We start from the raw sequence: 24,236 nt of genomic DNA on the forward strand, positions 1-24,236 counted from the left end.
GGGGTCGTCTATCACTTGGCGTCACCCTCGGGCAGGTCGCCAAGGTCATCCTCGTCGTCATAGTAGCCTTCGGCGCGCAGCTTGGCCTCGCGCTTGTTTTCCACACGGCGCACCAGCCAGATCGACACCTCGTAGAGCCCGTAAACCACGGTAAACAGAATCAGCTGCGTGATGACATCGGGCGGCGTCACCACGGCAGCCAGCACCAGAATGCCCACCATCGCGTATTTGCGCACATTGCCAAGCCCCTCGGCACTCACCAGCCCGGCCTTGCCCATCAGGGTCAGCAGCACGGGAAGCTGAAAGCACAGGCCAAAGGCCATGATAAATTTCAGAGTGATATCAAGGCTTTCGTTCACCTTGCCAAAGAAGGTGATCGTCGGCGCATCGCTGGGGGCGACATCAGGCGTGATCACTGCCCCGTCCGGCAACGTATTGGCATCGCCAAACACAATCGCCAACACCGACGACACGTCGGCGAAGCCCAGGAAAAACGCCATGGCCAGCGGCGTCACCACAAACTGCGCAAAGCTCGCGCCCAGCAAAAACATCACCGGCGACGCGACCAGAAACGGCAGAAACGCGTTCTTTTCTTGCTTGTAAAGGCCGGGCGCCACGAACCGCCACATCTGGAACCCGATCACCGGGAACGCCAGGGCAAACCCGAACACCATCGAGATGCGGAAGAGCGTGAACAGATATTCCTGCGGGCTGGTGTATTGCAGCGTGGGCGACGGATCACCCAGATCGCGCAGCGTGTCGACGATGGGCTCCATCAGGAAGTTCAGCACGTGAACGGCAATGAACTCGCCCTGAATGGGGATAAAGAACACGGTGATCGCGATGATGAACGCAATCACCGACCGGATCAGCCGCGTGCGCAGCTCGGCCAGGTGTTCGATCAGCGGTGCCGTGCTGTCGTCAAGGTCGTCTGTCTGGCTCATCTAGCTCTCTTTCGGCGCCGCAGGGGCCTGGGCTTCCAATTCTTCGGCCCGTGCCAGCGCATCCGCGGCCTCCTTGGCCTTGCGCTCGGCCTGCGCACGCGCGGTCGCCGCTTGGATTTTGCGCGCATTTTCAGCGCGTTCCGCTTTCTCGGCGACCAACTTGCCTGTCTCGCTCTCGGGATCGACATTGGTCAACGATGACGTCATGTCTTTGGTGGCATCCTTCACCCCGTCCATCGCGCTTTTGACCGGGTTGGTGGCCGTGTTGATGGTGCGCTGGATGTCCTTGACGCCCGCCTCATCCGCCGCCTGGTTCATGGCCGTCGAAAACTCGCGCGCCATGCCGCGGGCCTTGCCCACGAAACGGCCCACATTGCGGAACACAACGGGCAACTCCTTGGGGCCAATGACGATCAGCGCCACGATCCCGATGATCAGCAGCTCGGCCAGGCCAAGGTCAAACATGGTTTACACCTTGTCTTTGTCGGCCTCGGGCGTCACGTCCTTGGCCTCGTCTGCCTTGGCCGCTTCCAGCTCGTCCTTGCCCTCGTTGATGCCCTTCTTGAAGCTGGTGATGCCCTTGCCGACCTCACCCATCAGGCTCGAAATCTTGCCGCGCCCAAACAGCACCAGCACCACAACAGCGATCAGCAGCAGGCCCGGAAGTCCGATATTTCCAATTCCCATTGGTCTCTCCCATGTCTCTGGCGACGGAGTGCCGCCTGTCGCTATCCGTTCTATGACCGTGCTGCGGCTGCGAAAAGGGCGCGGAAGCCCATCGCGATCACGAGGCCGGTACTTTTTCGGAAAAATTCCAATGGCACGCATCCAACTGACAGGTTAATGTCAGTTGATCCTTGCAATACCCACCCCATCGCAACCCGATGGAGATTGAAACCAATGACCACAACCGCCGAAATCGTCACCTTCCGCTTGCTGCCCGGCGCAGACGCCACAGCCTTCGCCAAGGCCGCCGCCGACATGGAACCGTTCCTTCAAGAGACAGGCGGCATGATCTGCCGCCACTTGAGCGTGGACGAGGATGGGCTCTGGACCGACCACATCCTGTGGACCTCGCCGGAGGCAGCAAAAAAGGCGGCCGCATCGGTCATGGAGCACCCCGCCGCACAGCCCTGCATGGCGATGATCGACGGGCCCAGCGCGCAGATGCGCCACGCCCAGGTCCATCTCCAACAGGAGTAACATGCGCCGCACCGACCGCCTTTTCGACATCATCCAGATCCTGCGCGACGGCAAGCTGCACAAAGCGCAGGACATTGCGGAGACGTGCGAGGTGTCGGTGCGCACCATCTACCGGGACATGGACACGCTGGTGGCCTCCGGCGTGCCCGTGCAGGGCGAGCGCGGCGTGGGATACATGATCACCGAAGCGATCAGCTTACCGCCCCTCACCCTCACGACCGAGGAACTGGAGGCGCTCAACCTCGGCATGGCCATCGTGGCCGAGGCAGCAGACGACACGCTCAAATCCGCCGCCCGCACGCTGGCAGACAAGATCGACGCTGTCCTGCCCGAACGCACCGTGGCCGAGGCGGACAAGTGGAAATTCGCGGTCTACCCCTTTGCCGACGCGGTGCGCGGCTTTGCCCAGATGCCCACCCTGCGCGCCGCAATCCGGGCCAGGCAAAAGCTGCACCTCACCTACCATTCCAAGGGCGACCGAATCACCACCCGCACCATCCGCCCCCTGCATATGGAATACTGGGGCCGCGTCTGGACGCTCACCTCGTGGTGCGAGTTGCGCAACGACTTCCGCGTCTTCCGCGTCGACCTGATCCAAAGCGCCGAGGCGCTGCCGGAAATGTTCGTGGACGAACCTGGCAAGCGGCTGTCGGACTACCATCCTAACCTTTGACCTCACGTAAGGAACCACCCGGTTCACAAAGCCGTCAGGCGGGATAGCCCCGGTCTCAACCGCCTGCTAGCCCTTCGAAAACCCGAACCGAAAGGCCCGCCATGACCCCTGCCGCCTTGATCGCCTTGTTTGTCGTTTTGATCGGGGCAAGCGTGCTCGCAGCCCCCCGCCGCGCCACGATCGAAGGGTTCTATGCCGGCCACATCGCCGGGCAGTCCCCGGGGCTCTGGGTGCTGGTGCTCAGCCAGGTCACCACCTGGATCTTCGCCCGCTCGCTTATGAACGCCGCCATCCTCGGCTATTTCTACGGCATCGCGGGCACGCTGGCCTACGCCGCGTACTATGGCAGCTTCCTCACTGGCGGTTTCATCGTGGCCCGCCTCCGGGCGCAGGGGGCAGGCTCGGTGCAGGACTGGCTGTCGGACCGCTTCGGCAGCACAGGCACCACCGCCTACAACCTCGTCATCGCCCTGCGCCTCTTGTCAGAGGTCTTCGCCAACCTCCTCGTCGTCGGCCTGATCGCCAGCGCCGTGATCGAGGGCAGCGGCACCACAGCCATCCTGATCGTCGCCGTCGTCGGCCTTGCCTATTCCGCATGGGGCGGGCTCAGCGCTGCGCTGCGCACCGACGTCGTACAAATGCTGGTCTTCCTTGTCGTGTTCGGCGTCGCCTTCGTCTTCCTGATCCTCAGCCCCGGCTTTTCACTCGCCGCCGTCCTGACCGCCCCCGGCACGTCAGGCGCATGGAACGGCTGGGTCCTGCTGGCGGTCGCAGCACTTCAGGTCTTCTCCTACCCCGCCCACGACCCGGTCATGATGGACCGCGGTTTCATCGCGGACCAGGACACAACCCGCCGCTCCTTCCTGCATGCCTTCTGGCTGTCGGTCCTCTGCATCATCGGCTTCGGCTTCTTCGGCATCCAGGCCAGCCTGATCGGCGCCGCATATGAGGGCGAGCTGATCACCACATGGGCGGGCATGTTCCCGCCCTGGGTCTTTGCCCTCCTGATGCTGTCGCTGCTTGTCTCGGCCCTCTCGACGCTCGATTCCGCCCTCTCCTCCTCCGCCCGGCTGGTGGTCGAGGAACTGAGGCTCGCCCCCCGCACGCTCACCGGCGGACGCATCGTGATGCTGGCCTTCATGGTCCTCGGAACGGCGCTGACGCTCTGGGGCAACGCAACACTTTTCGACGCCGTCGCGGTTAGCGGCACGGCGTCGATGTTCCTCGCCCCCGTCCTGATCGTCGGTCTGGTCATGGGGCGGCGCATCCCGACATGGTCCTACCTCGTGGCCTTCGCCGCCGCCATGCTCGGCGCGACCGCCTATTTCGGGCGCGCATGGCCCATCTTCGCGTCCATCCTCCCCGAGGGGCACAAATAAGAACAGTTCCTGATCATCTGCGTGTTCGTTCTTGTCGCAGGCTTCTCTGCGGTGCTTGCGGGCGCGCGCCGGGCCTGATACCTCCCGACTGTTTTGATCGGGAATGGGGATGCCGTGACAGCGCCTCGGCTGGAAATTCGCAACCTTGTGCGCAGCTTTGGCGGCCGGCGTGTGGTGGATGGGGTCAGCCTGTCGATCCAACCGGGCCAGGTGACGTGCCTTCTGGGCCCCTCGGGCTGCGGCAAGTCGACGACATTGCGCATCATCGCCGGGGTCGAAATGCAGGATTCCGGCGAAATCCACGTGGACGGATCGCTGATCTGCGACACCCGCTTCCGCGTCCCCCCCGAACGGCGCGAGATCGGGCTGATGTTCCAGGACTTCGCCCTCTTTCCGCACCTGAGTGTCGAGGGCAACGTCGCCTATGGCCTCTCCGGCAACCGCGATGAAAAACGCGCCCGGGTCGAAGAGATGCTGGACCGCGTGCGCATGTCCCGCTTCATCGACATGTTTCCGCACCAGCTGTCGGGCGGCGAACAGCAACGCATCGCGCTGGCCCGCGCGCTCGCCCCCCGCCCCCGCATCATGCTGATGGACGAGCCGTTCTCGGGCCTCGACAACCGCCTGCGCGACGGTATCCGGGACGAGACGCTGGCCATCCTCAAGGAAGAAGACACCGGCGTCCTGCTTGTCACCCACGAGCCCGAAGAAGCGATGCGCATGGCCGACGAAATCGCGCTGATGCGGAACGGCAGGATCGTGCAGCAAGGCGCGCCCTACAACGTCTACACACGGCCCGTCGATCGCGCCTCGGTCGCGTTCTTCTCGGATGCCAACCGCTTCGGCGCCGTGGTCGATGGCGCGCTCGCCGTCACCCCCTTCGGCCCCTTCCTCGCCCCCGGCGTCGCCGATGGCACCCTCGTTGACATCGTGTTCCGCCCCCAGCACGTCAAAATCGACTTTGACCGCGCAGGCGTCGGCCCCGCCCCCACCGCCATCGAAGGCACCGCCGCGCGGGCGCAAGTGATCCGCGCGCGCTTCATGGGCAATGAAAGCCTCGTGGAATTCCGGCTCGATGACAGCGGCGCGCTCATCAAATCCACCGTGCCCGGCGTCTTCCTGCCGCAACCGCAAACGGTGATGTGGCTGCGCGTGCGCCGCGACAAATGCTATGTATTCCCCAGACAGGAGGTCGCGGAATGAGCGGACCGATGATCGTTGAATTTGGCCTCGGCACCTCCCTGCGCCGCGGCAGCTACACCGAGGCGGCGGCGCGCGCCGTGCGCGCCGCCCTCTGGCGCAACTCCATCAACCTCGCCGAATATATGGGCGTCGGCAAAGAGGACATGGTGATCGACGTCCATATCGGCTGCGCCCGTCCCGACCGCGTGGACACCTCCGTGCTGGCCGAGGTGTTCCCCTACGGCAAAACATCCTTCACGGTCAGCGAAGGGGGCCTTGACGTCGCCCGCCCCGAAGGCACCGGCAACCCGACAGTGATGGCGCAGGCCGCCCTGATCGTCTCGGTCGAGGTGCCGCATGCCTGAACAACGGCTCATCATCGAAATGGCGCAAGGCGTGGACCTGCACGGGCGCGACGACACAAAGGCTGCACGCCGCGCGGTCGAACAGGCGCTGCAAGGCGCCTCGTTGCCGATCTTCGGCACGCTGGATGTGGACCGCAACGCCATGCGGATCGTCGTGCACATCGCCACACCGCGCCCCGAAACGGTGGACACGGATGCGATTGCGGCCCTCCTGCCCTACGGCCAGGTTGAGGTCATCGCAGAAAAAGGCGGGCTCGACGTGCCGGTCGCTGGCGACGTGGCGGTGATGGCCGTCGCGGCACTCGAAGTCTTCCTCCCCACGCGCACGGACTAACGGGTCGGTGGGTGGGCGCCTTTTGTGCGCCAGCGCAAAACAGAGCACCCGCCGACCTCACACAATCTCGAACGACGCCTCCGCCCGCTCCACCCCGTTCACCTGCACGACCAGCCCATGCGCGCCGGGATGCAGCTCGAACGTGGTCGCATCGGCCTTCAGCTTGTGCACCTTTTTCAGCACCAGCGGCTTGCCCGCCTTCACCTCCGCCACTTTCAACTTGAACACCTTCTCCCCGCTCTTCCCGCCCGGACGCGCAAAGCGGATGCGGTAATCCACCAGAACCGGCAGCGTCTCCGCAGCCTCCAACGTCACCGAAAACTCCAGCGCGTCGCCCAAGGCCACCTGCGGTGTCGATACGTCCAGTGACACATCCACATCCGCATCCCCGCGATAGCCCAGCATCGCCATCGCGCCGGGGTGCCCGTCCTTGACCAAGGTGCGCAAGGCATGGCGCTGCATCCACGCCCGCTCCTTCGCGTGCTGCGTCCCATCCGCCTCCCAAGCCGCCAGTCGGCCCAACACAGCCTCCGGGTCCGTCTTCGCCACGTCATTGAGATGATTGGCCACCGACCGCGTCACAAAGCGCGTCCCGTCCGCCTGCAAGCGGTCCAGCAGGGGCAAGGTCTGGTCCAGGGTCAGCTCCACCTTCCGTGCCCAGGGCAGCTTGGGCCGCGTGCCCTCACTCACCAGGCGGCGCACATGATAATTCTCGTCCCCGGCCCACGCCTCCAGCCGCGCCAACGTCTCGACGGGCCAGCGGTTCAGAAACGCGCGAATATAGAACTCCATCGAAAACCGCTGCGTCGCTTCATAAAGCAGATCCAAAGCCCGATCCCGATGGTTCTCAAGCCCACGCCGCACGGCCAGCACACCGGGCACGGCATGGATAAACCGGCCGAAATCATCATCGCGCAAGGACGGATCCAACCGCTGAGGCATCGCCGCCTCCAGCTGGTCTGCCATTGTCGGAAAGTCCGTGGCCAAATACGGCTCCAGACAATCGGCAAACCAGTCCAGACAGTCCATCAACGACCGGGCGGCAATGCCCGACAGGGCCGCGGCATGAAAGGCATCGCGGTCAAACCCCGCAACACCCGCCGCAAACTCATCGGCCAGTTCACCCAAGGACTCCGCGTTGAAAAGCTGATCCTTCAACGAAAACGTTGGCGGTGCCTTGGCCATCTTGCCATTCCCCAATCCAAAGTTGTTGGTCTACGCATCCCCAATGCACCGCCCGGCTGCCAACTTTTGTCAGTAGAAACTGCCAGCGCGTCGCGACCTATATGGTCGCCACCGTCGCGCCCCCATCCAGCAGCAGGTTCTGCCCCACAATAAACCCGGCATGCTGAGAGCACAGGAACGCGCAGGCCGCGCCAAACTCTTCCCGTGTCCCGTACCGGCCCGCCGGAATGGTCGCCGCACGCTCCGCACGCGCCTCGTCCAGCGTGATGCCCTTGGCCGCGACCACACCGCCATCCAGCGCGTCGGCCCGGTCGGTCGCATGAATACCCGGCAACAGATTGTTGATCGTCACGCATTTGTTGGCCACCTGACGCGAGGTGCCAGCGACGTACCCGGTCAAACCCGCACGCGCCGAATTGGACAGGCCCAGCACCGGAATGGGCGCCTTCACCGATTGCGAGGTGATGTTGACCACTCGGCCCCAGCCGCGGTCCATCATGCCGGGCACCAGCGCCTTGATCAGCGCGATGGGGGCCAGCATGTTCGCATCCAGGGCCTTGATGAAATCGTCGCGGTCCCAGTCATGCCACATGCCGGGGGGCGGGCCGCCCGCATTGTTGACCAGAATATCCGCATCACCTGCCGCCGCGATCAGCGCCGCCTGCCCCGCTTCGGTGGTCACGTCGGCGGCCACGGTCTGCACCTCGACGCCGTATGCGGTGCGAATGGCCTCGGCCGACGCCTCCAGCGCCTCGGCCCCCCGCGCATTCATCACCAGATGCACACCCGCCTGCGCCAACGCCTCCGCACAGCCCAGGCCCAACCCCTTGGACGACGCACACACAACCGCCCGCTTGCCCGCAATTCCCAGATCCATGATCGCTCTCCCATTCGCTTCTGGTGCCAACAGGTAACGACCCGCTCACCAATGCGCCAGCAAAAGGCCGGGCCGTTGACTGATACCGGTCACAAATCTACCTTAAGACCACAGACGTTATGCAGAGCCTCCATATGAACGACACCGCCCTCACGCCTGCGCAAAGCATGCCCGTCTACCCGGCCGCAGGCTTTGTGGTCAGCGAGGGTGCCAACCTCGGCGACGCGCTCGCCTGCGCGGACGATCTGATGCTCGACGATGTCTACACGCTGTCACCGCGCGTGCAGCCCTTGCGCCTTGCGCTGCACGCCAGCGACACCACGCACATGATCGTGGCAGAGGGCAGCGATTGCGGCACGCCCGGTGCCGCCATCCATCTGGATTGCGCGCTGACGCTCATGTCGCCCGACGGGCAGATCACCGACGCCATCGTGCTGGTCGAGGTGGACAACGATGGCAACATCGCCGAAATCTACCTGCTGCCGCTCGCCGGTCTCACCCCGCGCACGCCCTACAACCTCGTGGGCATCGACCGGACCGAGGCGCGGACCAAGTTCGCCCACCTCGCCTGCGCCCGCTTCACCCGCGGCACCCACATCACCATGGCCTCCGGCGCCCAGAAACCCATCGACGCGCTTGAGGTCGGCGACCGCGTCCTGACCCGCAACGACGGCGTGCAAGAGGTGCGCTGGGTCGGCCAATCCACCGTGCGGGCCACGGGCGACTTCGCCCCCATCCGCATCCGCGCAGGCACGCTCAACAACGACCGAGACCTGATCGTGTCGCCCGACCACCGCCTCTTCATCTACCAGCGCAAGGACCGGCTGGGCGCAGGCCGCTCCGAACTGCTGGTCAAGGCGCGGCACCTGGTGAACGGCGACAGCGTCACAGTGCAGGACGGCGGCTTTGTCGACTATTTCGAACTGCTCTTCGACACCCACCAGATCATCTATGCCGAAGGCATCGCCGCGGAATCCATGCTGATCGACACCCGCACCAAACCCGCCCTCCCGGACGACGTGTCGGCCCGGCTCACGGCGCATATGGCCTCGGGGCTCTCCGGCCTCGACGTGACCGAAAACCTGCTCGACCGGCCCGACGCGGCGGAAATCCTGCGGCGCGCCTCCACCCGCTGAAAAACCTGACCGTTTGACGCAGATCAAGCCGCCGGCGCGGCCCGTGCTCCATACCGGATTCACCCATCTGGAACGGAGACTTCGATGACCAAGCTGACCTCGATCCTGGTTGCCACCGACCTGTCCACGCGCTCGGACCGGGCCGTGCGCCGCGCCGCGCACATCGCCCGCGCACATGGCGCGGCCCTGACGGTGCTGACGGTGATGGACGACGCGATGCCGGCCGAGGTGATCGACACGCTCCACGCCAAGACACGTTCGGCGCTTGAACGGTTCGTGGGCTCGGTCTGTGTCGGCGTCAATGTCACGATCAAGGCAGAGCCGGGCGATCCGACCACCGACATCCTCCATGCCTGTGCGGACGGCACGAACCTGCTGGTCATGGGCACGCACCGCGTGCGGCCCTTCCTCGACCTCTTGCGCGAAACCACGATGCAGCGCATCGTGCGGCACACGTCAACGCCGGTGCTGCTGGTCACGGACCGCGCCGACCACCACTATGCAAACGTGAGTGCGGCCTGCGACTTCTCTCCGGCCAGCAGCGGCGCCATCCGCATCGCCCACGCCATCGCACCCGAGGCACAGATCCACCCCTTACACGCCCTCAACGTGCCCTATGCGGGCCGCCTCTCGCGCACCCAAGCCGCAGGTGACGCGATCGAAGCGTCCTTCCGCAAGGAGGCAGAGGTGTCCGCCCGCAACTGGCTCGCCTCAGAAACCCTGCCCACATCCAAGATGTCCGACCTTGAAATCCTGCCCGGCTCGCCTCTGGCAATCCTGCGCAGCAAAATCGAACTGGGCGATATCGACCTCGTGGCCGTCGGCGCACACGGACGGGTCGGATCGGCCCGCAGCCTGCTGGGATCGCTGGCCACGGACCTGATGCGCGATCCGCCCTGTGACGTGCTGATCGCGCGGCCGTAACGGCGCCTAGGTGCCGTAGAAAAACTCCTCGCGGGTGATCTTACCACCTGCCACGTGATACACGGCCACCTCGTTCATGTCGGTGACCTCGCCGGTTTCCTTGTTCTTGGCCTTCACGGCAAAGGTCACGGCGAAACGGTCGTCGCCATGGGGCATCGGGTCGGACACATCCGCCTCGATCACCTCAAAGGTGCTGTCCCACCAGGCGTGCTTGCCCTTGATCCCTTCAAGGCCGTGGCATTCGCGCCCCTGCCCCATATCCATGGCCTCGACCGACACCGCATCGGCGGCATAGATCTTGTCCAGGTTCTCGGTCTCGCGGCCCTCGCGGCAACCTGCAACCAGTTCCTTGGCGATATCGTTCAGTGACATGGGGTGTCCTTTCGTTTGGTGATACCCTTACCCTACGTCCGGCCCCTGACAGTTTCTGGCAGCAATCCCTGCGTGCACCGGATCGGTGCACGCTCTGTGCACAGATTGTGCACGCATGGTGCATACCGGTTTTCACCCTTCTTGCCCCGCCGCAACGGCCCCGATATACGGCGCTCATGCTAGACAACCGCCCTGAATTGCCCCCCGAAATCGCCCGCCGCCGGACCTTCGCGATCATCTCGCACCCCGATGCGGGCAAGACGACGCTGACCGAAAAGTTCCTGCTGTTCGGCGGTGCGATTCAAATGGCCGGACAGGTCCGCGCCAAGGGCGAGGCGCGGCGCACCCGCTCCGACTTCATGGCCATGGAAAAAGACCGCGGAATCTCGGTCTCCGCTTCGGCCATGTCATTTGATTTTTCCAATCAGAACAATACCTTCCGGTTCAATCTTGTGGACACGCCGGGTCACTCCGACTTCTCCGAAGACACCTATCGCACGCTCACCGCGGTGGATGCCGCCATCATGGTCATCGACGGCGCCAAAGGGGTCGAAAGCCAGACCCAAAAGCTGTTCGAGGTCTGCCGCCTGCGCGATCTGCCGATCCTCACGTTTTGCAACAAGATGGACCGCGAAAGCCGCGACGTCTTTGAGATCATTGACGAAATCCAGGAAAACCTGGCCATCGACGTCACCCCTGCATCATGGCCCATCGGCATCGGCCGCGACTTCATCGGCTGCTACGACATCTTGCGCGACCGGCTCGAACTGATGGACCGCGCCGACCGCAACAAGGTCGCGGAAAGCATTGAAATCAACGGCTTGGACGATCCGAAACTGGCCGAGCACGTGCCAGAAGCGCAACTGACCCAGCTGCGCGAAGAACTGGAAATGGCCCGCGAGCTGCTGCCCCCGCTGGATGCCGAAGCCATGCTACAGGGCACGCTCACCCCCATCTGGTTCGGCTCCGCCATCAACTCCTTCGGCGTCAAGGAACTGATGGACGGCATCGCCAACTACGGCCCCGAACCGCAGGTACAATCGGCCGAACCGCGCCAGATTTCACCAGAGGAATCAAAGGTTTCCGGCTTCGTCTTCAAAGTGCAGGCCAATATGGACCCCAAGCACCGCGACCGCGTCGCGTTCCTGCGCATGGCGTCGGGGCACTTCAAACGGGGCATGAAACTGACCCATGTGCGGTCCAAGAAACCCATGGCCATCTCCAACCCGGTCATGTTCCTCGCCTCCGACCGTGAACTGGCGGAAGAGGCCTGGGCCGGCGACATCATCGGCATCCCGAACCACGGGCAACTGCGCATCGGCGACACGTTAACCGAAGGTGAAGCTTTGCGTGTTACAGGTATCCCCAGCTTTGCGCCCGAACTGCTGCAAGGCGTGCGCGCCGGTGATCCGCTCAAGGCGAAGCATTTGGAAAAGGCGCTCATGCAGTTTGCCGAGGAAGGTGCTGCAAAAGTGTTCAAGCCGTCCATCGGGTCGGGATTTATCGTGGGTGTCGTGGGTGCGCTGCAATTCGAAGTGCTCGCCAGCCGGATCGAACTGGAATACGGGCTGCCCGTGCGGTTCGAACAATCGCAATTCACCTCTGCCCGCTGGGTGAGCGGTGACAAGCAAGCTGTTGATAAATTTACGGAAAGTAACAAACAACACATCAGCCACGACCATGACGGCGACATCGTCTACCTGACCCGCCTGCAATGGGACATCGACCGCGTGGCGCGCGACTATCCCGACGTGACGCTCAGCGCGACCAAGGAAATGATGGTCTGACCGCATGGCGCGCGGACCGACCCTGCCGGTCCCGCAACCGGTCCAGACCGACCCGGCCAAACTGCGCTGGGGCATCGTCTCGACGGTCAAGGCGCCCCTGCGCAAGGTGGCCGACTTCATCGCCTACCACCTCGCCCTCGGCGCCCACCGCATCCACATCCACCTTGACGTCCCCGACGCGGCACTGGCCGACCGCCTCGCCCACCCCAAGGTCCGCTTCACCCAATGCGACAACGCCTATTGGCAAGGCAAACCCAACCGCGCGCGCTCCACCCACCAGATGCGGCAGGTCTTCAACGCCACGCGCATGTACCGGATCACCAAGCTGGATTGGCTCGCCCATCTCGACGTGGATGAGTTCATCCTGACGCCCAAACCGATGACCGAACTGCTGGCCGCCGTCGATCCGAATTGCCCGTTCGTTGCGATGCAACCCGTTGAAATGATGAACTGTTCGACCGACCCGCGCCACTTCAAGCGCTTCGCGCCGGAACACCTTCTGGCCACGATCTACCCCAACTTCGGGACGCATATCGAAGGCGGGTTTATCAGCACGGAAAGCCCCAAGATCGTCGCCCGCCCCGGCCTCCCGGACGTGCGCTTGGGCATCCATGCCCTGCGTCATTTCGGCGACTTTGTTCCGGGTGGTGGATCATTGCCCGGCGTCGAGCTTGGGCACGCCCATGCCCCCGACTTCGCCACGTTCCAGCGCCACATGACCTACCGGCTGGCCAAGGGCAGCTACCACGACCGCGAGGGGCGGACGAACCCCAAGGGCCGCCTGATCCGCGCCCTGATGGACGATCCGGACCAGACCGCCCTGCGCCGCTTCCATACAGAAATGTGCGCGCCCACGCCCGCGCGTCTTGACCTCCTTGCCGCCCTTGAGATGCTGCGCACCGAACGGCTGGACCTCGACGCCAAGGTCGCCCGCTTTTTCGGCAAGCTGGAGGACTGAGGCATGGCCACCTGGGGACTGTCCGCAACCATCCTGGCGCCCACCGCCGACATCCTGCGCTTTGCCGCACACCACCTCGAACGCGGCGCGCACCGGCTCTACATTTACCTCGACGACGAAAACGATACCGCCTTCAACGCTCTGAAATCAAATCCAAAAGTGCGGGTTCAAACATGCGATGCCGCATATTGGAAACGGCGCAGCGTATCGCGCCCGGTCAAGCACCAAGCCCGCCAAACGCTCAATGCCACCCACGCCTATACCCGCAAAACAGAGGTCGATTGGCTGATCCACACGGACGTGGACGAATTCCTGCTGTCAGACACGCCCATAACCGAAACGCTGGCCGCGCTGCCCTCCGACACGACGTCGGCCCGCGTCCGTCCCATGGAACTGCTGGGCGGCTCCCAAACCGCCTTCAAGGCCTTCCTGCCACCAGGACGCAGGCGCAACGAGGTCGTCAAAGCAATCTACCCCACCTTCGGAGAACACCTCAAAGGCGGCTTCCTCAGCCATGTCGCGGGCAAGCTCTTTGTCCGCACCGGCCTGCCGGATATGGAAATCCGCATCCACAACGCGTTCCAGAACGGCGCCATGCTCCCCGACGCCGCCGAATTGAAGACCATCGACCTCGCCCATTGCCACGCCGCATCCTGGGACGCGTGGCGCCGCGCCTACACCTACCGGATCGCCAAGGGATCCTACCGCGCCGACCTCAAACCAGCCGGGCAAGACGGCCTGTCCCTGCACCAACTCTTCCGCCAACTCGAAGAGCAACGCGGCGAGGCCGGGCTGCGCGCCTTCTATGACGAGGTGATCGGCGACAGCGCCGACCTGCGCGCCCGTCTGCACGCGCATGGCGCACTGCGCGAGGTCAATCTGGACCTCGATGCCACAGTCGCACGCCACTTTCCCAACGCGCCCGTTTGACGGGACGCGGTACCTTTGCTATGGACGCGCAGCATGTCGGGGCGTGATGCCCCCTCTTGGGCCGATCGGGCCGACATCACCAGACGCAGCGGGCCAAGTCAGTGTCCGCAACCTACGGACATACATGACAAAATTCTCTGATCTAAACCTGAATCCCAAGGTCCTGAAAGCCATCGACGAAGCGGGCTATGAAAACCCCACGCCCATCCAGGCAGGCGCGATTCCCGCAGCCCTTGACGGGCGCGACGTCTTGGGCATCGCCCAGACCGGGACGGGCAAGACAGCCAGCTTCACTCTGCCGCTGATCACACAATTGGCCCGTGGCCGTGCCCGCGCGCGCATGCCGCGCAGCCTGGTCCTGTGTCCGACGCGCGAATTGGCGGCCCAGGTGGCCGAAAACTTCGACACCTACGCCAAACACGTCAAGCTGACCAAGGCGCTGCTCATTGGCGGCGTCAGCTTCAAGGAACAGGACACACTGATCGACAAGGGTGTCGACGTGCTGATCGCCACGCCCGGCCGCCTGCTCGACCATTTCGAGCGCGGCAAGCTGATCCTGAATGACGTGAAGGTCATGGTCGTGGACGAGGCTGACCGCATGCTCGACATGGGGTTCATCCCCGACATCGAGCGCATCTTCGGCCTCACGCCGTTCACCCGCCAGACCCTGTTCTTCTCCGCCACCATGGCGCCAGAGATCGAGCGGATCACCAACACCTTCCTGTCCAACCCCGAACGGATCGAAGTGGCTCGCCAGGCCACCGCGTCAGAGACGATCGACCAGGGCGTTGTGATGTTCAAGGGCTCACGCAAGGACCGCGAGGCCAGCGAAAAACGCAAGGTGCTGCGCGGCCTGATCGACGCAGAGGGAGAGAAGCTGACCAACGCGATCATCTTCTGCAACCGCAAGACGGATGTGGACATCGTCGCCAAGTCCTTGAAAAAATACAAATATGACGCGGCCCCGATCCATGGTGATCTGGACCAGTCCCAACGCACACGCACGCTCGATGGCTTCCGCAATGGCGAGCTGCGCATTCTTGTGGCCTCTGACGTCGCCGCCCGTGGTCTGGACGTGCCATCGGTTAGCCACGTGTTCAACTTCGATGTTCCCGGCCACCCCGAAGACTACGTGCACCGCATCGGACGCACGGGTCGCGCAGGTCGCGAGGGCAAGGCGATCACGATCTGTGTGCCACGTGATGAAAAGCAGTTCGACGCCGTCGAGAAGCTGATCCAGAAAGAAATCAACCGCCTCGACAGCCCGGTAAAATCCTCCAAATCAGCGGAAACAGACACGCCGGTGGCAGAGGACAAACCCAAGCCCACACGCAGCCGATCGTCACGCTCCAAATCCGAGCCAAAGACCGAAGCGGCAGCCGAGACAGTCACAGAGACCAAGGCAGAAACGCCGCGCGAAGACACATCATCGAAGTCGCGCAGCAGCAGCCGGTCCTCCTCAAGCCGCAGCCGCACGTCGTCCCGCGATGATCGCGGCGGCAACAAGGTGGTCGGGCTGGGCGATCACACGCCCAGCTTCATCGGTCTGAGTTTTGAAGAGCGTATGGCGAGCTAAACGTCTAAACTATCTCAATAAAAAAGGCGGGCCATGGCCCGCCTTTGTCGTTTAGTGCATCCGGCTGATCACAACCGTGACTTCCGGCTTTTTCCCGATCTCGTCCTGGGCCGATTTGCGCACGATCCGCCGCAGCGCCTCGGTCAGGTTGTCATCATCGCGCAGGGTCTTGGCATCCGCCCGGCCTAGGAACTGGCCCAGGTCCTCTTCCAGTACGTCGACCAGCGCGGCTTTGCTGCGCCCGGTCTCGGCCAGCCCCATCAGCTCGCACCATGGCTCGCCCAGCGGCTCGTCCTCTTCATCCAGGATCAGCGTCACCAGCACATGCCCGTTCAGCGCCATGCGGATACGGTCGCGGACGACGCCATCAAGTGCGCCGATCTGCACGGCACCGTCCAGATAGGTCCGCCCGGTTTCGATGTATTCCGCTACGGTCGGGGCATTGCCGCTCAGGTCAATCATCATCCCGTTTACGGCCAGCACACCGGTGCGCCCCCTGCCCTCGGACAGCTTCACATGCTCGCGCAGGTGACGGTGTTCCCCGTGCATGGGCACCACGATCTGCGGGTTCACGATGTCCTGCAACCGCTCCAGATCCGGCCGGTTCGCGTGGCCCGACACGTGGTACAGGCCGGACGAATCGTCAACAACATCCACGCCCTTTTCCGACAACTGGTTGATGATGCGGATCACACCCTTTTCGTTGCCCGGAATGGTCTTGGAGGAAAACAGGAACAGATCGCCCTCTTTCAGCTCCAGCCCCATATACTTGCCATTGGCGAGTTGAGCCGAAGCAGCGCGCCGTTCGCCTTGCGATCCGGTGACGAGCAACATCAGGTTCTCGCGCGGAATGCTCTTGGCATCCTCGGGGCTGACAACGGTTGGGAAATCGGTCAGTACCCCGGTTTCAATGGCGGCCTCGATCATGCGACGCATCGCGCGGCCAAGCAGAACGATGGACCGGCCTGCCGCCACACCCGCCTCGGCCAACGTCTTCACCCGCGCAACGTTCGACGCAAAGGTGGTCGCCACGACCATGCCGGCTGTATGGCCACGCACCAGCTTCTCGATCTCAGGGCCCACCGACACTTCGGACCGGCCCGGATGCTGCGAAAACACATTGGTGCTGTCGCAGATCAGCGCCTTGACCCCATCCTTGCTGACGTCGGCCCACAGGTCAGGATCAAAGGGTTCGCCAACAATCGGCGTCGGGTCCAGCTTGAAGTCACCCGAATGGATCACGCGCCCCTCGGGGCTGTCGATGATCAGGCCCGCACTTTCGGGGATCGAATGGGACATGGGCAGAAAGCCAACCTTGAACGGCCCCGCCTGAACCTGATCGGGCCACCCGGCCACGACCCGCACGGCATCATCCGGATGCCCATGTTCGTCCATCTTGCGCCGCGCGATGTTGGCGGTGAAGGGACGCGCATAGATCGGCGCGCCAAGCTGGTCATAGGTGTGGGCAACCGCGCCCACGTGGTCCTCATGCGCGTGGGTGATGAAAATCCCGTCGATCCGGTCCTTCCGCTCAACCAGCCACGCGATGTCCGGCAGGATCAGGTCCACGCCCGGCGTGCCGTCCATATCCGGAAAGGCCACGCCCAGATCGACCACGATCAGACGCTCGGCATCCTGCGCCCCATAGCCATACACATAGGCATTCATACCAATTTCACCCGCCCCCCCAAGGGGCAGGTAGATCAAACGTTCACTGCTCATTGCTTCAGTTATTTTCCTTGTTAAAGCGATGGATGACCGTCAGGCCATGCATCGTCAAATCGTCTTGAAAGTCGTCAAACAGCTTTTCAGTCTGTTGAAACAGAGGGGCGAGCCCCCCCGTCGAGATCACGCGCATGTCGCGGGCGCGCTCCGCTTTAATTCGCGCACATATCTCACGGACAAGGCCCACGTAACCCCAAAAGACACCGGACTGCATGCACGCCACCGTGTTGGTGCCCACAACGGCCTGCGGTTTGGTGATGTCCACATGCGGCAGGGCCGCGGCGGCAGAGTGCAGCGCCTCAAGGCTCAGGTTCACGCCCGGCGCGATCACCCCCCCGACATAGGCCCCGTCGGTGTCCACCACGTCAAAAGTCGTCGCCGTGCCGAAATCCACCACGATCAGGTCCCCACCGCAGCGGTCATAAGCGCCCGCTGTGTTAACCAGCCGGTCGGGGCCGATCTGCGTCCCCTCGTCCACGCGCGGCGGCGCGGGCAGCATACAGTCCGCCTTGCCCACCACGTACGGACGGCAGTTGAAATAGCGGTCACACAGAACCCGCAAGTTGAACACGACGCGCGGCACGGTGGACGAAATAATCACATCCGTGATCTCCACATCCAGCTTCTGGAACTCCATCAGCGTCGACAGCCAGACATAGTATTGATCAGCCGTCCGCTGCCACTCGGTCGAAGTGCGCCAGGTGGCCAGGAACGCGGTGCCGTCCCATATCGAAAACACGGTGTTCGTGTTGCCGCAGTCGATGGTCAGAAGCATGGCCTGCCCCCTCAGAAATAAACGTCGCCTGCCGGAATGGTCATCCGGCCTTTGGCGGTCTCTAGAACAAGTTGGCCGTCGGCGTCCACGTCCACGAAGGTGCCGACATGGGCGTCGCGGGTCGTGCGGGCCTTGATCGGCTCCCCCAAACGCGCCGCGTGGGTCAGCCAAGCGGTGCGGATCGGGGCAAAGCCGTAGGTCCGAAACTGATCTTCGTATCTGGCATAGGCCACGGCCAACAGATCAAGAAAGTCTTCGGGCGAGATGAGGGTGCCGAAGGCGTGTTTTAACGCGACCGGCGGCACGGCCCCCTCCTCCACCTCGCTCACATCCGGCGCGGCGGCAAGATTGACCCCAATCCCAATGGCCAGATGCGTGATGCGCGCGCCAGACCCAATGCTCTCCAGCAGGATCCCGGCAACCTTGCCGCCGCGCAAAAGCACGTCATTGGGCCACTTGAGCGCAAACGCATCTTCGCGCCCCGTTGCTGCGACAAACGCATCCCGCAACGCAAGCGACATGACAAAAGAGCGCAAGGCCGCCTGACCCGGCGCCTCATCCACGGGCAAAACCAGCGTACCGGCAAAGTTACCCTCGGGCATCGACCAAGCCCGGCCCCGTCGCCCACGCGCCGCGGTCTGCGCCAAGGCCAGTATCCATTCAGGCCCAGCCAGGTCGGACGCAATCCGCGCCGCCTCGCTCAAAGTCGAATCCACAACCGGCAAAACGCGGCGCCCGTAGCCTGAAGGCCACGCGCTCATGACTTCTCTGGTTCCAAAAACCCCCCCCCGGAGGGCCGATTTGCCGCCAAGCGCCTAGTTCACCAATGTCAGCGCCGCAGCCGCCGCAGCTCCGTCTACGCCGAACATGTTGATGATCCCAAAGACCATCACGCCCGCCGACCCCATCAGCATCGCCCAAAGGATCGGTGACCGGCCGCCATTCAACCCCTCATCCTGTGTCTCGCCGAAATACATGTAATAGACGATGCGCAGGTAATAATAGGCGCCGATGACCGATGCGATCACACCGGCGATGGCCAGCCAGACAAGACCACCCTCATAGGCGGCACGCAGGACATAGAGCTTGCCGAAAAAGCCCAACAAGGGCGGCACACCGGCCAGAGAGAACAGCAAGACCAGCATGGCAAATGCCTTGCCGGGTTCCCGTTTCGAATACATCTTGAGCGACGTGATCTCGACCACGGGTTGGCCGTCCTTTTCCATCATCAGGATAAAGGCAAAGGTGCCGACATTCATCGTGACGTAGATCGCCATGTAGACCAGCATCGCCTCGACGCCGAGTACTGTACCCGCCGCTAGTCCCATCAAAGCATAGCCCATATGCGCGATCGACGAAAACGCCATCAGGCGTTTGATATTGGTCTGCCCAATGGCCGCGAACGCCCCCAGAAACATCGACAGCACCGACAAAAGCGCCATGACCTGCTGCCAGTCTGCAATCGCACCACCAAAGGCATCATGCATCACGCGCGCAAAGAGCGCCATGGCCGCGACCTTGGGTGCGGTGGCGAAAAAGGCTGTGACCGGCGTGGGCGACCCTTCATAGACGTCCGGCGTCCACATGTGGAACGGCACTGCAGAGACCTTGAACGCAAAGCCCGCCATCAGGAACACGAGGCCAAAGAGCAGGCCAAGCGATACGCCTTCTTCCGCGACCTGCACGATGCCGGAGAACAGCGTTGTGCCCGCATAGCCATAGACCAGTGATGCGCCGTAGAGCAGCAGGCCGGACGACAGCGCGCCCAGAACGAAATATTTCAGGCCCGCCTCGGTCGATTTGACAGAATCGCGCCGCAGAGAGGCCACCACGTAAAGCGCCAGCGATTGCAGCTCGAGCCCCATATAAAGCGCCATCAGATCGCCCGCCGACACCATGGTCATCATGCCCACGGCGGCCAGCGCGACCAGCATCGGGTACTCGAAGCGCAACAGACCGCGCTGCGACATGTACCCTTCGCTCATCAACAGAACAGCAGCGGCAGAGACAAGGATGGTGACCTTGGCAAAGCGCGAAAACCCGTCGTCGACGAACATGCCCCCGAAAGCCACGTTTGTCCCTTCGCCCGTCAGCCCAATCCAGGCCGCAACCGCAAGGAAGACGGCAGATGTGGCCCACAAGAGCGGCGAGGCAAGCTCATCCTTGGACGTATAGACCGCACCGATCAGACCCAGCATGGCAAAGACGGCCAGCAGGATCTCGGGCAGGATGATGGTCAGATCAGCAGACATGTCGTCGTCCTCAAGTAGCGCAGCGATAGGACATAAGCCCTTCGCTCCTTAGTTCTCGGCGATCATCGTCGCAGCCTCAGCCGCGGCGAGCGCCGTATCGTAGTTGTTTACCAGTGCCGCCACCGACGGCCCGATGATGTCGAGAATCAGCGCCGGATACATACCGAGCAGCAGCGTCATCACCACGAGCGGGGCAAAGATCGCCTTTTCCCGGCGTGTCATGTCGGTGATCGACTTCAGGCTTTCCTTGATCAGGTCACCCATGACGACCCGGCGATAGAGCCAAAGCGCATAGGCGGCGGAGAAGATCACACCGGTGGTCGCCACCGCCGCGACCCAGGTGTTGACCTGGAATACGGCCATCAGCGTCAGGAATTCACCGACAAAGCCTGAGGTGCCCGGCAGGCCGACATTGGCCATGGTGAACAGCATGAAAATCAGCGCATAGGCAGGCATCCGGTTCACCAGCCCGCCATAGGCATCAATCTCGCGCGTGTGCATCCGGTCATAGATCACACCGACACACAGGAACAACGCGCCCGAGATAAAGCCGTGGCTCAGCATCTGGAAGATCGCACCATCCAGCCCCTGCTGGTTCGCCGCAAAGATCCCCATCGTTACGAAACCCATATGGGCAACCGACGAATAGGCGATCAGCTTCTTCATATCGTCCTGCACCAGCGCCACGAGCGACGTGTAGACAATCGCGATCGCCGACATCCACAGCACCAGCGGCGCCATGACGTCAGACCCCACCGGGAACATGGAGAACGAGAACCGGATGAACCCGTAGCCACCCAGCTTCAACAGGATCGCCGCCAGCACAACCGACCCCGCCGTCGGCGCCTGCACGTGCGCATCAGGCAGCCAGGTGTGCACCGGCCACATCGGCATCTTCACCGCAAAGCTCGCAAAGAAGGCGAGGAACAGCAGCGTCTGCATCCCGCCCACGATCTGGATGCCGAGCAGGCTGAACGTCTCGCTCCCGAATTGGTGGTTCAGCAGCGCCTCAATATCCGTCGTGCCCGCATCGGAATACATGGCAACCATGGCCACCAGCATCAGCACCGAGCCAAGGAAGGTGTAGAGGAAGAACTTGAAGCTCGCATAGATGCGGTTCGCGCCGCCCCAGATCCCGATGATCAGGAACATCGGGATCAGGCCCGCTTCGAAGAACAGATAGAACAGGACCAGGTCCAGCGCCATGAACACACCCAGCATGAGCGTTTCCAGCAGGAGGAAGGCGATCATGTATTCCTTGACCCGGTCAGTGACGGACCACGACGCGGCAATCACCAGCGGCATCATGAAAGTCGTCAGCATCACGAACAGAACGGAAATGCCATCGACCCCCATCTTGTAGGTCAGGCCCATGATCCACTCGCCCTGCTCCACCATCTGGAAGCCGGTGTCGCCACGGTCAAACTCGAACAGGATGAACAGCGACGCGATGAAGGTGATCACCGTCGTGGCCATGGCCACCCACTTGGCGTTGCGCTGCGCCGCCTCATCCTCGCCCCGCAGGAACACGGCCAGGATCAAGGCCGCCAGTGCGGGCATGAAGGTGGTGATGGAAAGGATATTGTCCATCAGTTTGCCCCTCCGCTGAGCGTCATCCAGGTGATGAGGACCGCAATCCCGATCACCATGGCGAAGGCATAGGTAAAGATGTAGCCAGACTGCGCACGACCTGCGAGGCGCGTGATGAAGGGCACAAAGCCCATGCTCACCCCGTTGATGGTTCCGTCAATCACATCGCCGTCGCCGCGCTTCCACAGCTTCTTGCCGATCCACATGGCGGGCTGGACAAAGATGAAGTCGTAAAGCTCGTCAAAATACCATTTGTTCTTGAGGAACAGGTACAGCGGGCGCTGGTTCTCGGCCAGGCGACCGGGCAGCGCGGGGTTCTTGATGTAGAACCAGAACGCGACGACGAAACCGATCAGCATCGCGACGAAGGGAGACAGTTTCACCCAGGTCGGCACGTAATGCGCTTCGTGCAGGATCGTGTTCTCGGGCGCGATATAGATCCCTGCCTCACCCGGCGCGCTCTCCATCACGTATTTCAGTTCGGACGCTTTGGGGCTGCGCTCGGCCACGGCGTCTTTCAACTCGTCCGCCGGCGCCTCGTACTGACCACCAAAGAACGAGATCACTTCGTTGGTCTTGCCGAAGAAGGACGAATACCAGATCGCCCCTGCAAAGATCGCGCCAAGCGACAGCACGCCCAGCGGGATCAACATGACCATCGGGCTTTCATGCGCGTGCTCATGCGTGTGCTTGTCGCCGCGAGGCGTCCCGTAGAAGGTCAGGAACATCAGCCGCCAGGAATAGAACGACGTGAACAGCGCCGCGATCACCAGCGCCCAGAAGGCGAAACCGTTGCCGGATGCAAAGGCGCTCTCGATCACCGCGTCCTTGGACGCAAAACCTGCAAAGCCGATCCAACCGGTCAGCGGAATACCAACGCCAGTGATGGCCAGCGTGCCGATCATCATCGCCCAGAAGGTGTAGGGAATTTTCTTCCGCAGGCCACCATAGTTCATCATGTCCTGCTCGTGGTGCATCGCATGGATGACCGACCCTGCGCCCAGGAACAGCATCGCCTTGAAGAAGGCGTGCGTGAACAGGTGGAACATAGCGACGGAATACACGCCCACGCCCGCCGCCACGAACATGTAGCCAAGCTGCGAGCAGGTCGAATAGGCGATGACACGCTTGATATCGGTCTGAACCAGCCCCACGGTCGCGGCAAAGAACGCCGTCGCAGCGCCTAACATAGTGACAAAAGCCATCGCTTCGGGCGCAAACTCCATCAGCGGTGACATGCGGCACACTAGGAACACACCCGCGGTCACCATGGTCGCCGCGTGGATCAGGGCCGACACCGGCGTCGGCCCCTCCATCGCGTCGGGCAACCACGTGTGCAGGATCAGTTGCGCCGACTTGCCCATCGCGCCGATGAACAGCAGGAAGGCCACGAGGTTCGCCGCGTTCCACTCGGACCACAGGAAGGTCAGCTGCGTTTGCGCCAGTTCGGGTGCGGCGGCAAAGATATCGTCGAACCTGATCGAGTCCGTCAGGAAGAACAGCGCGAAGATACCGAGCGCAAAGCCAAAGTCGCCCACGCGGTTCACCACGAATGCCTTGATGGCCGCAGCGTTGGCGGATGGCTTGCGATAGTAAAAGCCGATGAGCAGATAGGACGCAACGCCCACGCCTTCCCAGCCAAAGAACATCTGCACCAGGTTGTCCGCCGTCACAAGCATCAGCATCGCGAAGGTGAAGAAGGACAGGTACGCAAAGAAGCGCGGCTTGTAGCTTTCGCCCTCTTTCCACTGCGGATCGTGGTCCATGTAACCGAAGGAATAGAGGTGCACGAGGCTGGACACGGTCGTGATCACGATAAGCATGATCGCCGTCAGACGGTCCAGACGGATGGACCAATCCGTGCTGAGGCTGCCGCTTTCGATAAAGCGCAGGATCTGGATCTGCTCGGTCGTGCCGTCAAAGGTGATGAACACGATCCACGACAGGATGGCACTCAGGAACAGCAGGCCGGTGGCGATCCAGCAGGCTGCCGCCTCGCCAAAGACGCGCCAGCCAAACCCGCACAAAAGCGCGCCAACCAGAGGGGCAAAAAGGATAATGGTTTCCAT

Annotated in this window: 23 protein-coding genes and 1 pseudogene; 12 read left to right on the forward strand and 12 right to left on the reverse strand. The window is 62.8% G+C overall.

Annotated features, from left to right (window positions below; genetic code table 11):
* Positions 1-11: 11 nt before the first annotated feature.
* From tatC to BWR18_RS08620, 3 genes are read right to left on the reverse strand one after another with little or no spacing between them, the layout of a single operon-like run.
* The gene (gene tatC / locus BWR18_RS08610) at positions 12-944 is read right to left on the reverse strand and encodes a twin-arginine translocase subunit TatC (protein WP_076627593.1); all 933 of its coding nucleotides are present in this window, start codon (positions 942-944) and stop codon (positions 12-14) included.
* Positions 945-1,409, reverse strand: coding sequence for a Sec-independent protein translocase protein TatB (gene tatB, locus BWR18_RS08615; protein ID WP_076627594.1), 465 nt, complete (start codon positions 1,407-1,409; stop codon positions 945-947). It abuts the gene before it with no gap.
* A 3-nt stretch (positions 1,410-1,412) separates the two neighbouring features.
* On the reverse strand, positions 1,413-1,631 hold the full coding sequence (locus BWR18_RS08620) for a twin-arginine translocase TatA/TatE family subunit (RefSeq protein ID WP_076627595.1): 219 nt from the start codon (positions 1,629-1,631) through the stop codon (positions 1,413-1,415).
* A 213-nt stretch (positions 1,632-1,844) separates the two neighbouring features.
* Here BWR18_RS08620 and BWR18_RS08625 point away from each other — a divergent pair, with 213 nt between their 5' ends.
* The 6 genes and pseudogenes from BWR18_RS08625 to BWR18_RS08650 all read left to right on the forward strand — a co-directional run bounded on the left by BWR18_RS08625 (position 1,845) and on the right by BWR18_RS08650 (position 6,080).
* On the forward strand, positions 1,845-2,147 hold the full coding sequence (locus tag BWR18_RS08625; RefSeq protein WP_076627596.1) for a hypothetical protein: 303 nt from the start codon (positions 1,845-1,847) through the stop codon (positions 2,145-2,147).
* A gap of 1 nt (position 2,148) precedes the next feature.
* Positions 2,149-2,820 (forward strand): helix-turn-helix transcriptional regulator, encoded by a 672-nt coding sequence (locus tag BWR18_RS08630; protein WP_076627597.1) that lies wholly within the window; start codon positions 2,149-2,151, stop codon positions 2,818-2,820.
* Between the two features lie 101 nt (positions 2,821-2,921).
* Positions 2,922-4,277: pseudogene (locus BWR18_RS08635) on the forward strand (sodium:proline symporter).
* A 36-nt stretch (positions 4,278-4,313) separates the two neighbouring features.
* Entirely contained in the window at positions 4,314-5,402 is a 1,089-nt protein-coding gene (locus BWR18_RS08640; protein WP_254684955.1) for an ABC transporter ATP-binding protein, read from the forward strand.
* Positions 5,399-5,746 (forward strand): Lin0512 family protein, encoded by a 348-nt coding sequence (locus tag BWR18_RS08645; RefSeq protein WP_083957668.1) that lies wholly within the window; start codon positions 5,399-5,401, stop codon positions 5,744-5,746. The genes BWR18_RS08640 and BWR18_RS08645 overlap by 4 nt, the downstream gene beginning before the upstream one ends.
* Complete coding sequence (locus BWR18_RS08650) at positions 5,739-6,080, forward strand: Lin0512 family protein (protein ID WP_076627598.1); 342 nt, start codon at positions 5,739-5,741, stop codon at positions 6,078-6,080. The genes BWR18_RS08645 and BWR18_RS08650 overlap by 8 nt, the downstream gene beginning before the upstream one ends.
* Before the next feature lie 57 nt (positions 6,081-6,137).
* Here BWR18_RS08650 and BWR18_RS08655 read toward each other — a convergent pair whose 3' ends face one another.
* Positions 6,138-7,265, reverse strand: coding sequence for a DNA alkylation repair protein (locus tag BWR18_RS08655; RefSeq protein WP_076627599.1), 1,128 nt, complete (start codon positions 7,263-7,265; stop codon positions 6,138-6,140).
* A gap of 97 nt (positions 7,266-7,362) precedes the next feature.
* Positions 7,363-8,142 (reverse strand): SDR family oxidoreductase, encoded by a 780-nt coding sequence (locus BWR18_RS08660; protein ID WP_076627600.1) that lies wholly within the window; start codon positions 8,140-8,142, stop codon positions 7,363-7,365.
* A 134-nt stretch (positions 8,143-8,276) separates the two neighbouring features.
* On the opposite strand from BWR18_RS08660, the gene BWR18_RS08665 reads away from it, so the two are divergent.
* Positions 8,277-9,278: a Hint domain-containing protein gene (locus BWR18_RS08665; RefSeq protein ID WP_076627601.1), complete on the forward strand. Its 1,002-nt coding sequence runs from the start codon at positions 8,277-8,279 to the stop codon at positions 9,276-9,278.
* Positions 9,279-9,362: 84 nt separating this feature from the next.
* Entirely contained in the window at positions 9,363-10,202 is an 840-nt protein-coding gene (locus BWR18_RS08670) for a universal stress protein (RefSeq protein ID WP_076627602.1), read from the forward strand.
* A 6-nt stretch (positions 10,203-10,208) separates the two neighbouring features.
* Here the strand turns inward: BWR18_RS08670 and BWR18_RS08675 are convergent, their stop codons facing one another.
* Positions 10,209-10,574, reverse strand: a complete 366-nt coding sequence (locus tag BWR18_RS08675; protein WP_076627603.1) for a nuclear transport factor 2 family protein — start codon at positions 10,572-10,574, stop codon at positions 10,209-10,211.
* 176 nt (positions 10,575-10,750) lie between these two features.
* Between BWR18_RS08675 and BWR18_RS08680 the strand changes: the two genes are divergently transcribed.
* The 4 genes from BWR18_RS08680 (at position 10,751) to BWR18_RS08695 (ending at position 15,825) form a co-directional block, all read left to right on the forward strand.
* The gene (locus BWR18_RS08680; protein WP_076627604.1) at positions 10,751-12,361 is read left to right on the forward strand and encodes a peptide chain release factor 3; all 1,611 of its coding nucleotides are present in this window, start codon (positions 10,751-10,753) and stop codon (positions 12,359-12,361) included.
* A 4-nt stretch (positions 12,362-12,365) separates the two neighbouring features.
* Positions 12,366-13,319 (forward strand): glycosyltransferase family 2 protein, encoded by a 954-nt coding sequence (locus tag BWR18_RS08685; RefSeq protein ID WP_076627605.1) that lies wholly within the window; start codon positions 12,366-12,368, stop codon positions 13,317-13,319.
* 3 nt (positions 13,320-13,322) lie between these two features.
* Positions 13,323-14,249 (forward strand): glycosyltransferase family 2 protein, encoded by a 927-nt coding sequence (locus BWR18_RS08690; protein WP_076627606.1) that lies wholly within the window; start codon positions 13,323-13,325, stop codon positions 14,247-14,249.
* A 124-nt stretch (positions 14,250-14,373) separates the two neighbouring features.
* Positions 14,374-15,825, forward strand: coding sequence for a DEAD/DEAH box helicase (locus BWR18_RS08695; protein WP_076627607.1), 1,452 nt, complete (start codon positions 14,374-14,376; stop codon positions 15,823-15,825).
* Between the two features lie 51 nt (positions 15,826-15,876).
* Here the strand turns inward: BWR18_RS08695 and BWR18_RS08700 are convergent, their stop codons facing one another.
* The 6 genes from BWR18_RS08700 to nuoL are packed head-to-tail and all read right to left on the reverse strand — an operon-like array spanning position 15,877 to position 24,236.
* On the reverse strand, positions 15,877-17,547 hold the full coding sequence (locus tag BWR18_RS08700; RefSeq protein WP_076627608.1) for a ribonuclease J: 1,671 nt from the start codon (positions 17,545-17,547) through the stop codon (positions 15,877-15,879).
* Positions 17,548-17,551: 4 nt separating this feature from the next.
* Positions 17,552-18,325: a type III pantothenate kinase gene (locus tag BWR18_RS08705; RefSeq protein WP_076627609.1), complete on the reverse strand. Its 774-nt coding sequence runs from the start codon at positions 18,323-18,325 to the stop codon at positions 17,552-17,554.
* Positions 18,326-18,336: 11 nt separating this feature from the next.
* Entirely contained in the window at positions 18,337-19,086 is a 750-nt protein-coding gene (locus tag BWR18_RS08710) for a biotin--[acetyl-CoA-carboxylase] ligase (RefSeq protein WP_076627610.1), read from the reverse strand.
* Positions 19,087-19,140: 54 nt separating this feature from the next.
* Positions 19,141-20,577 carry an NADH-quinone oxidoreductase subunit NuoN gene (gene nuoN / locus BWR18_RS08715; RefSeq protein ID WP_076627611.1) on the reverse strand — a complete coding sequence of 479 codons (1,437 nt, stop codon included), beginning with the start codon at positions 20,575-20,577 and terminating at the stop codon, positions 19,141-19,143.
* Positions 20,578-20,625: 48 nt separating this feature from the next.
* The gene (locus BWR18_RS08720) at positions 20,626-22,167 is read right to left on the reverse strand and encodes an NADH-quinone oxidoreductase subunit M (protein WP_076627612.1); all 1,542 of its coding nucleotides are present in this window, start codon (positions 22,165-22,167) and stop codon (positions 20,626-20,628) included.
* Complete coding sequence (gene nuoL, locus BWR18_RS08725; protein ID WP_076627613.1) at positions 22,167-24,236, reverse strand: NADH-quinone oxidoreductase subunit L; 2,070 nt, start codon at positions 24,234-24,236, stop codon at positions 22,167-22,169. The genes BWR18_RS08720 and nuoL overlap by 1 nt, the downstream gene beginning before the upstream one ends.

This window comes from Tateyamaria omphalii (assembly GCF_001969365.1).
In the GTDB taxonomy this organism is placed as follows: Bacteria; Pseudomonadota; Alphaproteobacteria; order Rhodobacterales; family Rhodobacteraceae; genus Tateyamaria; species Tateyamaria omphalii_A.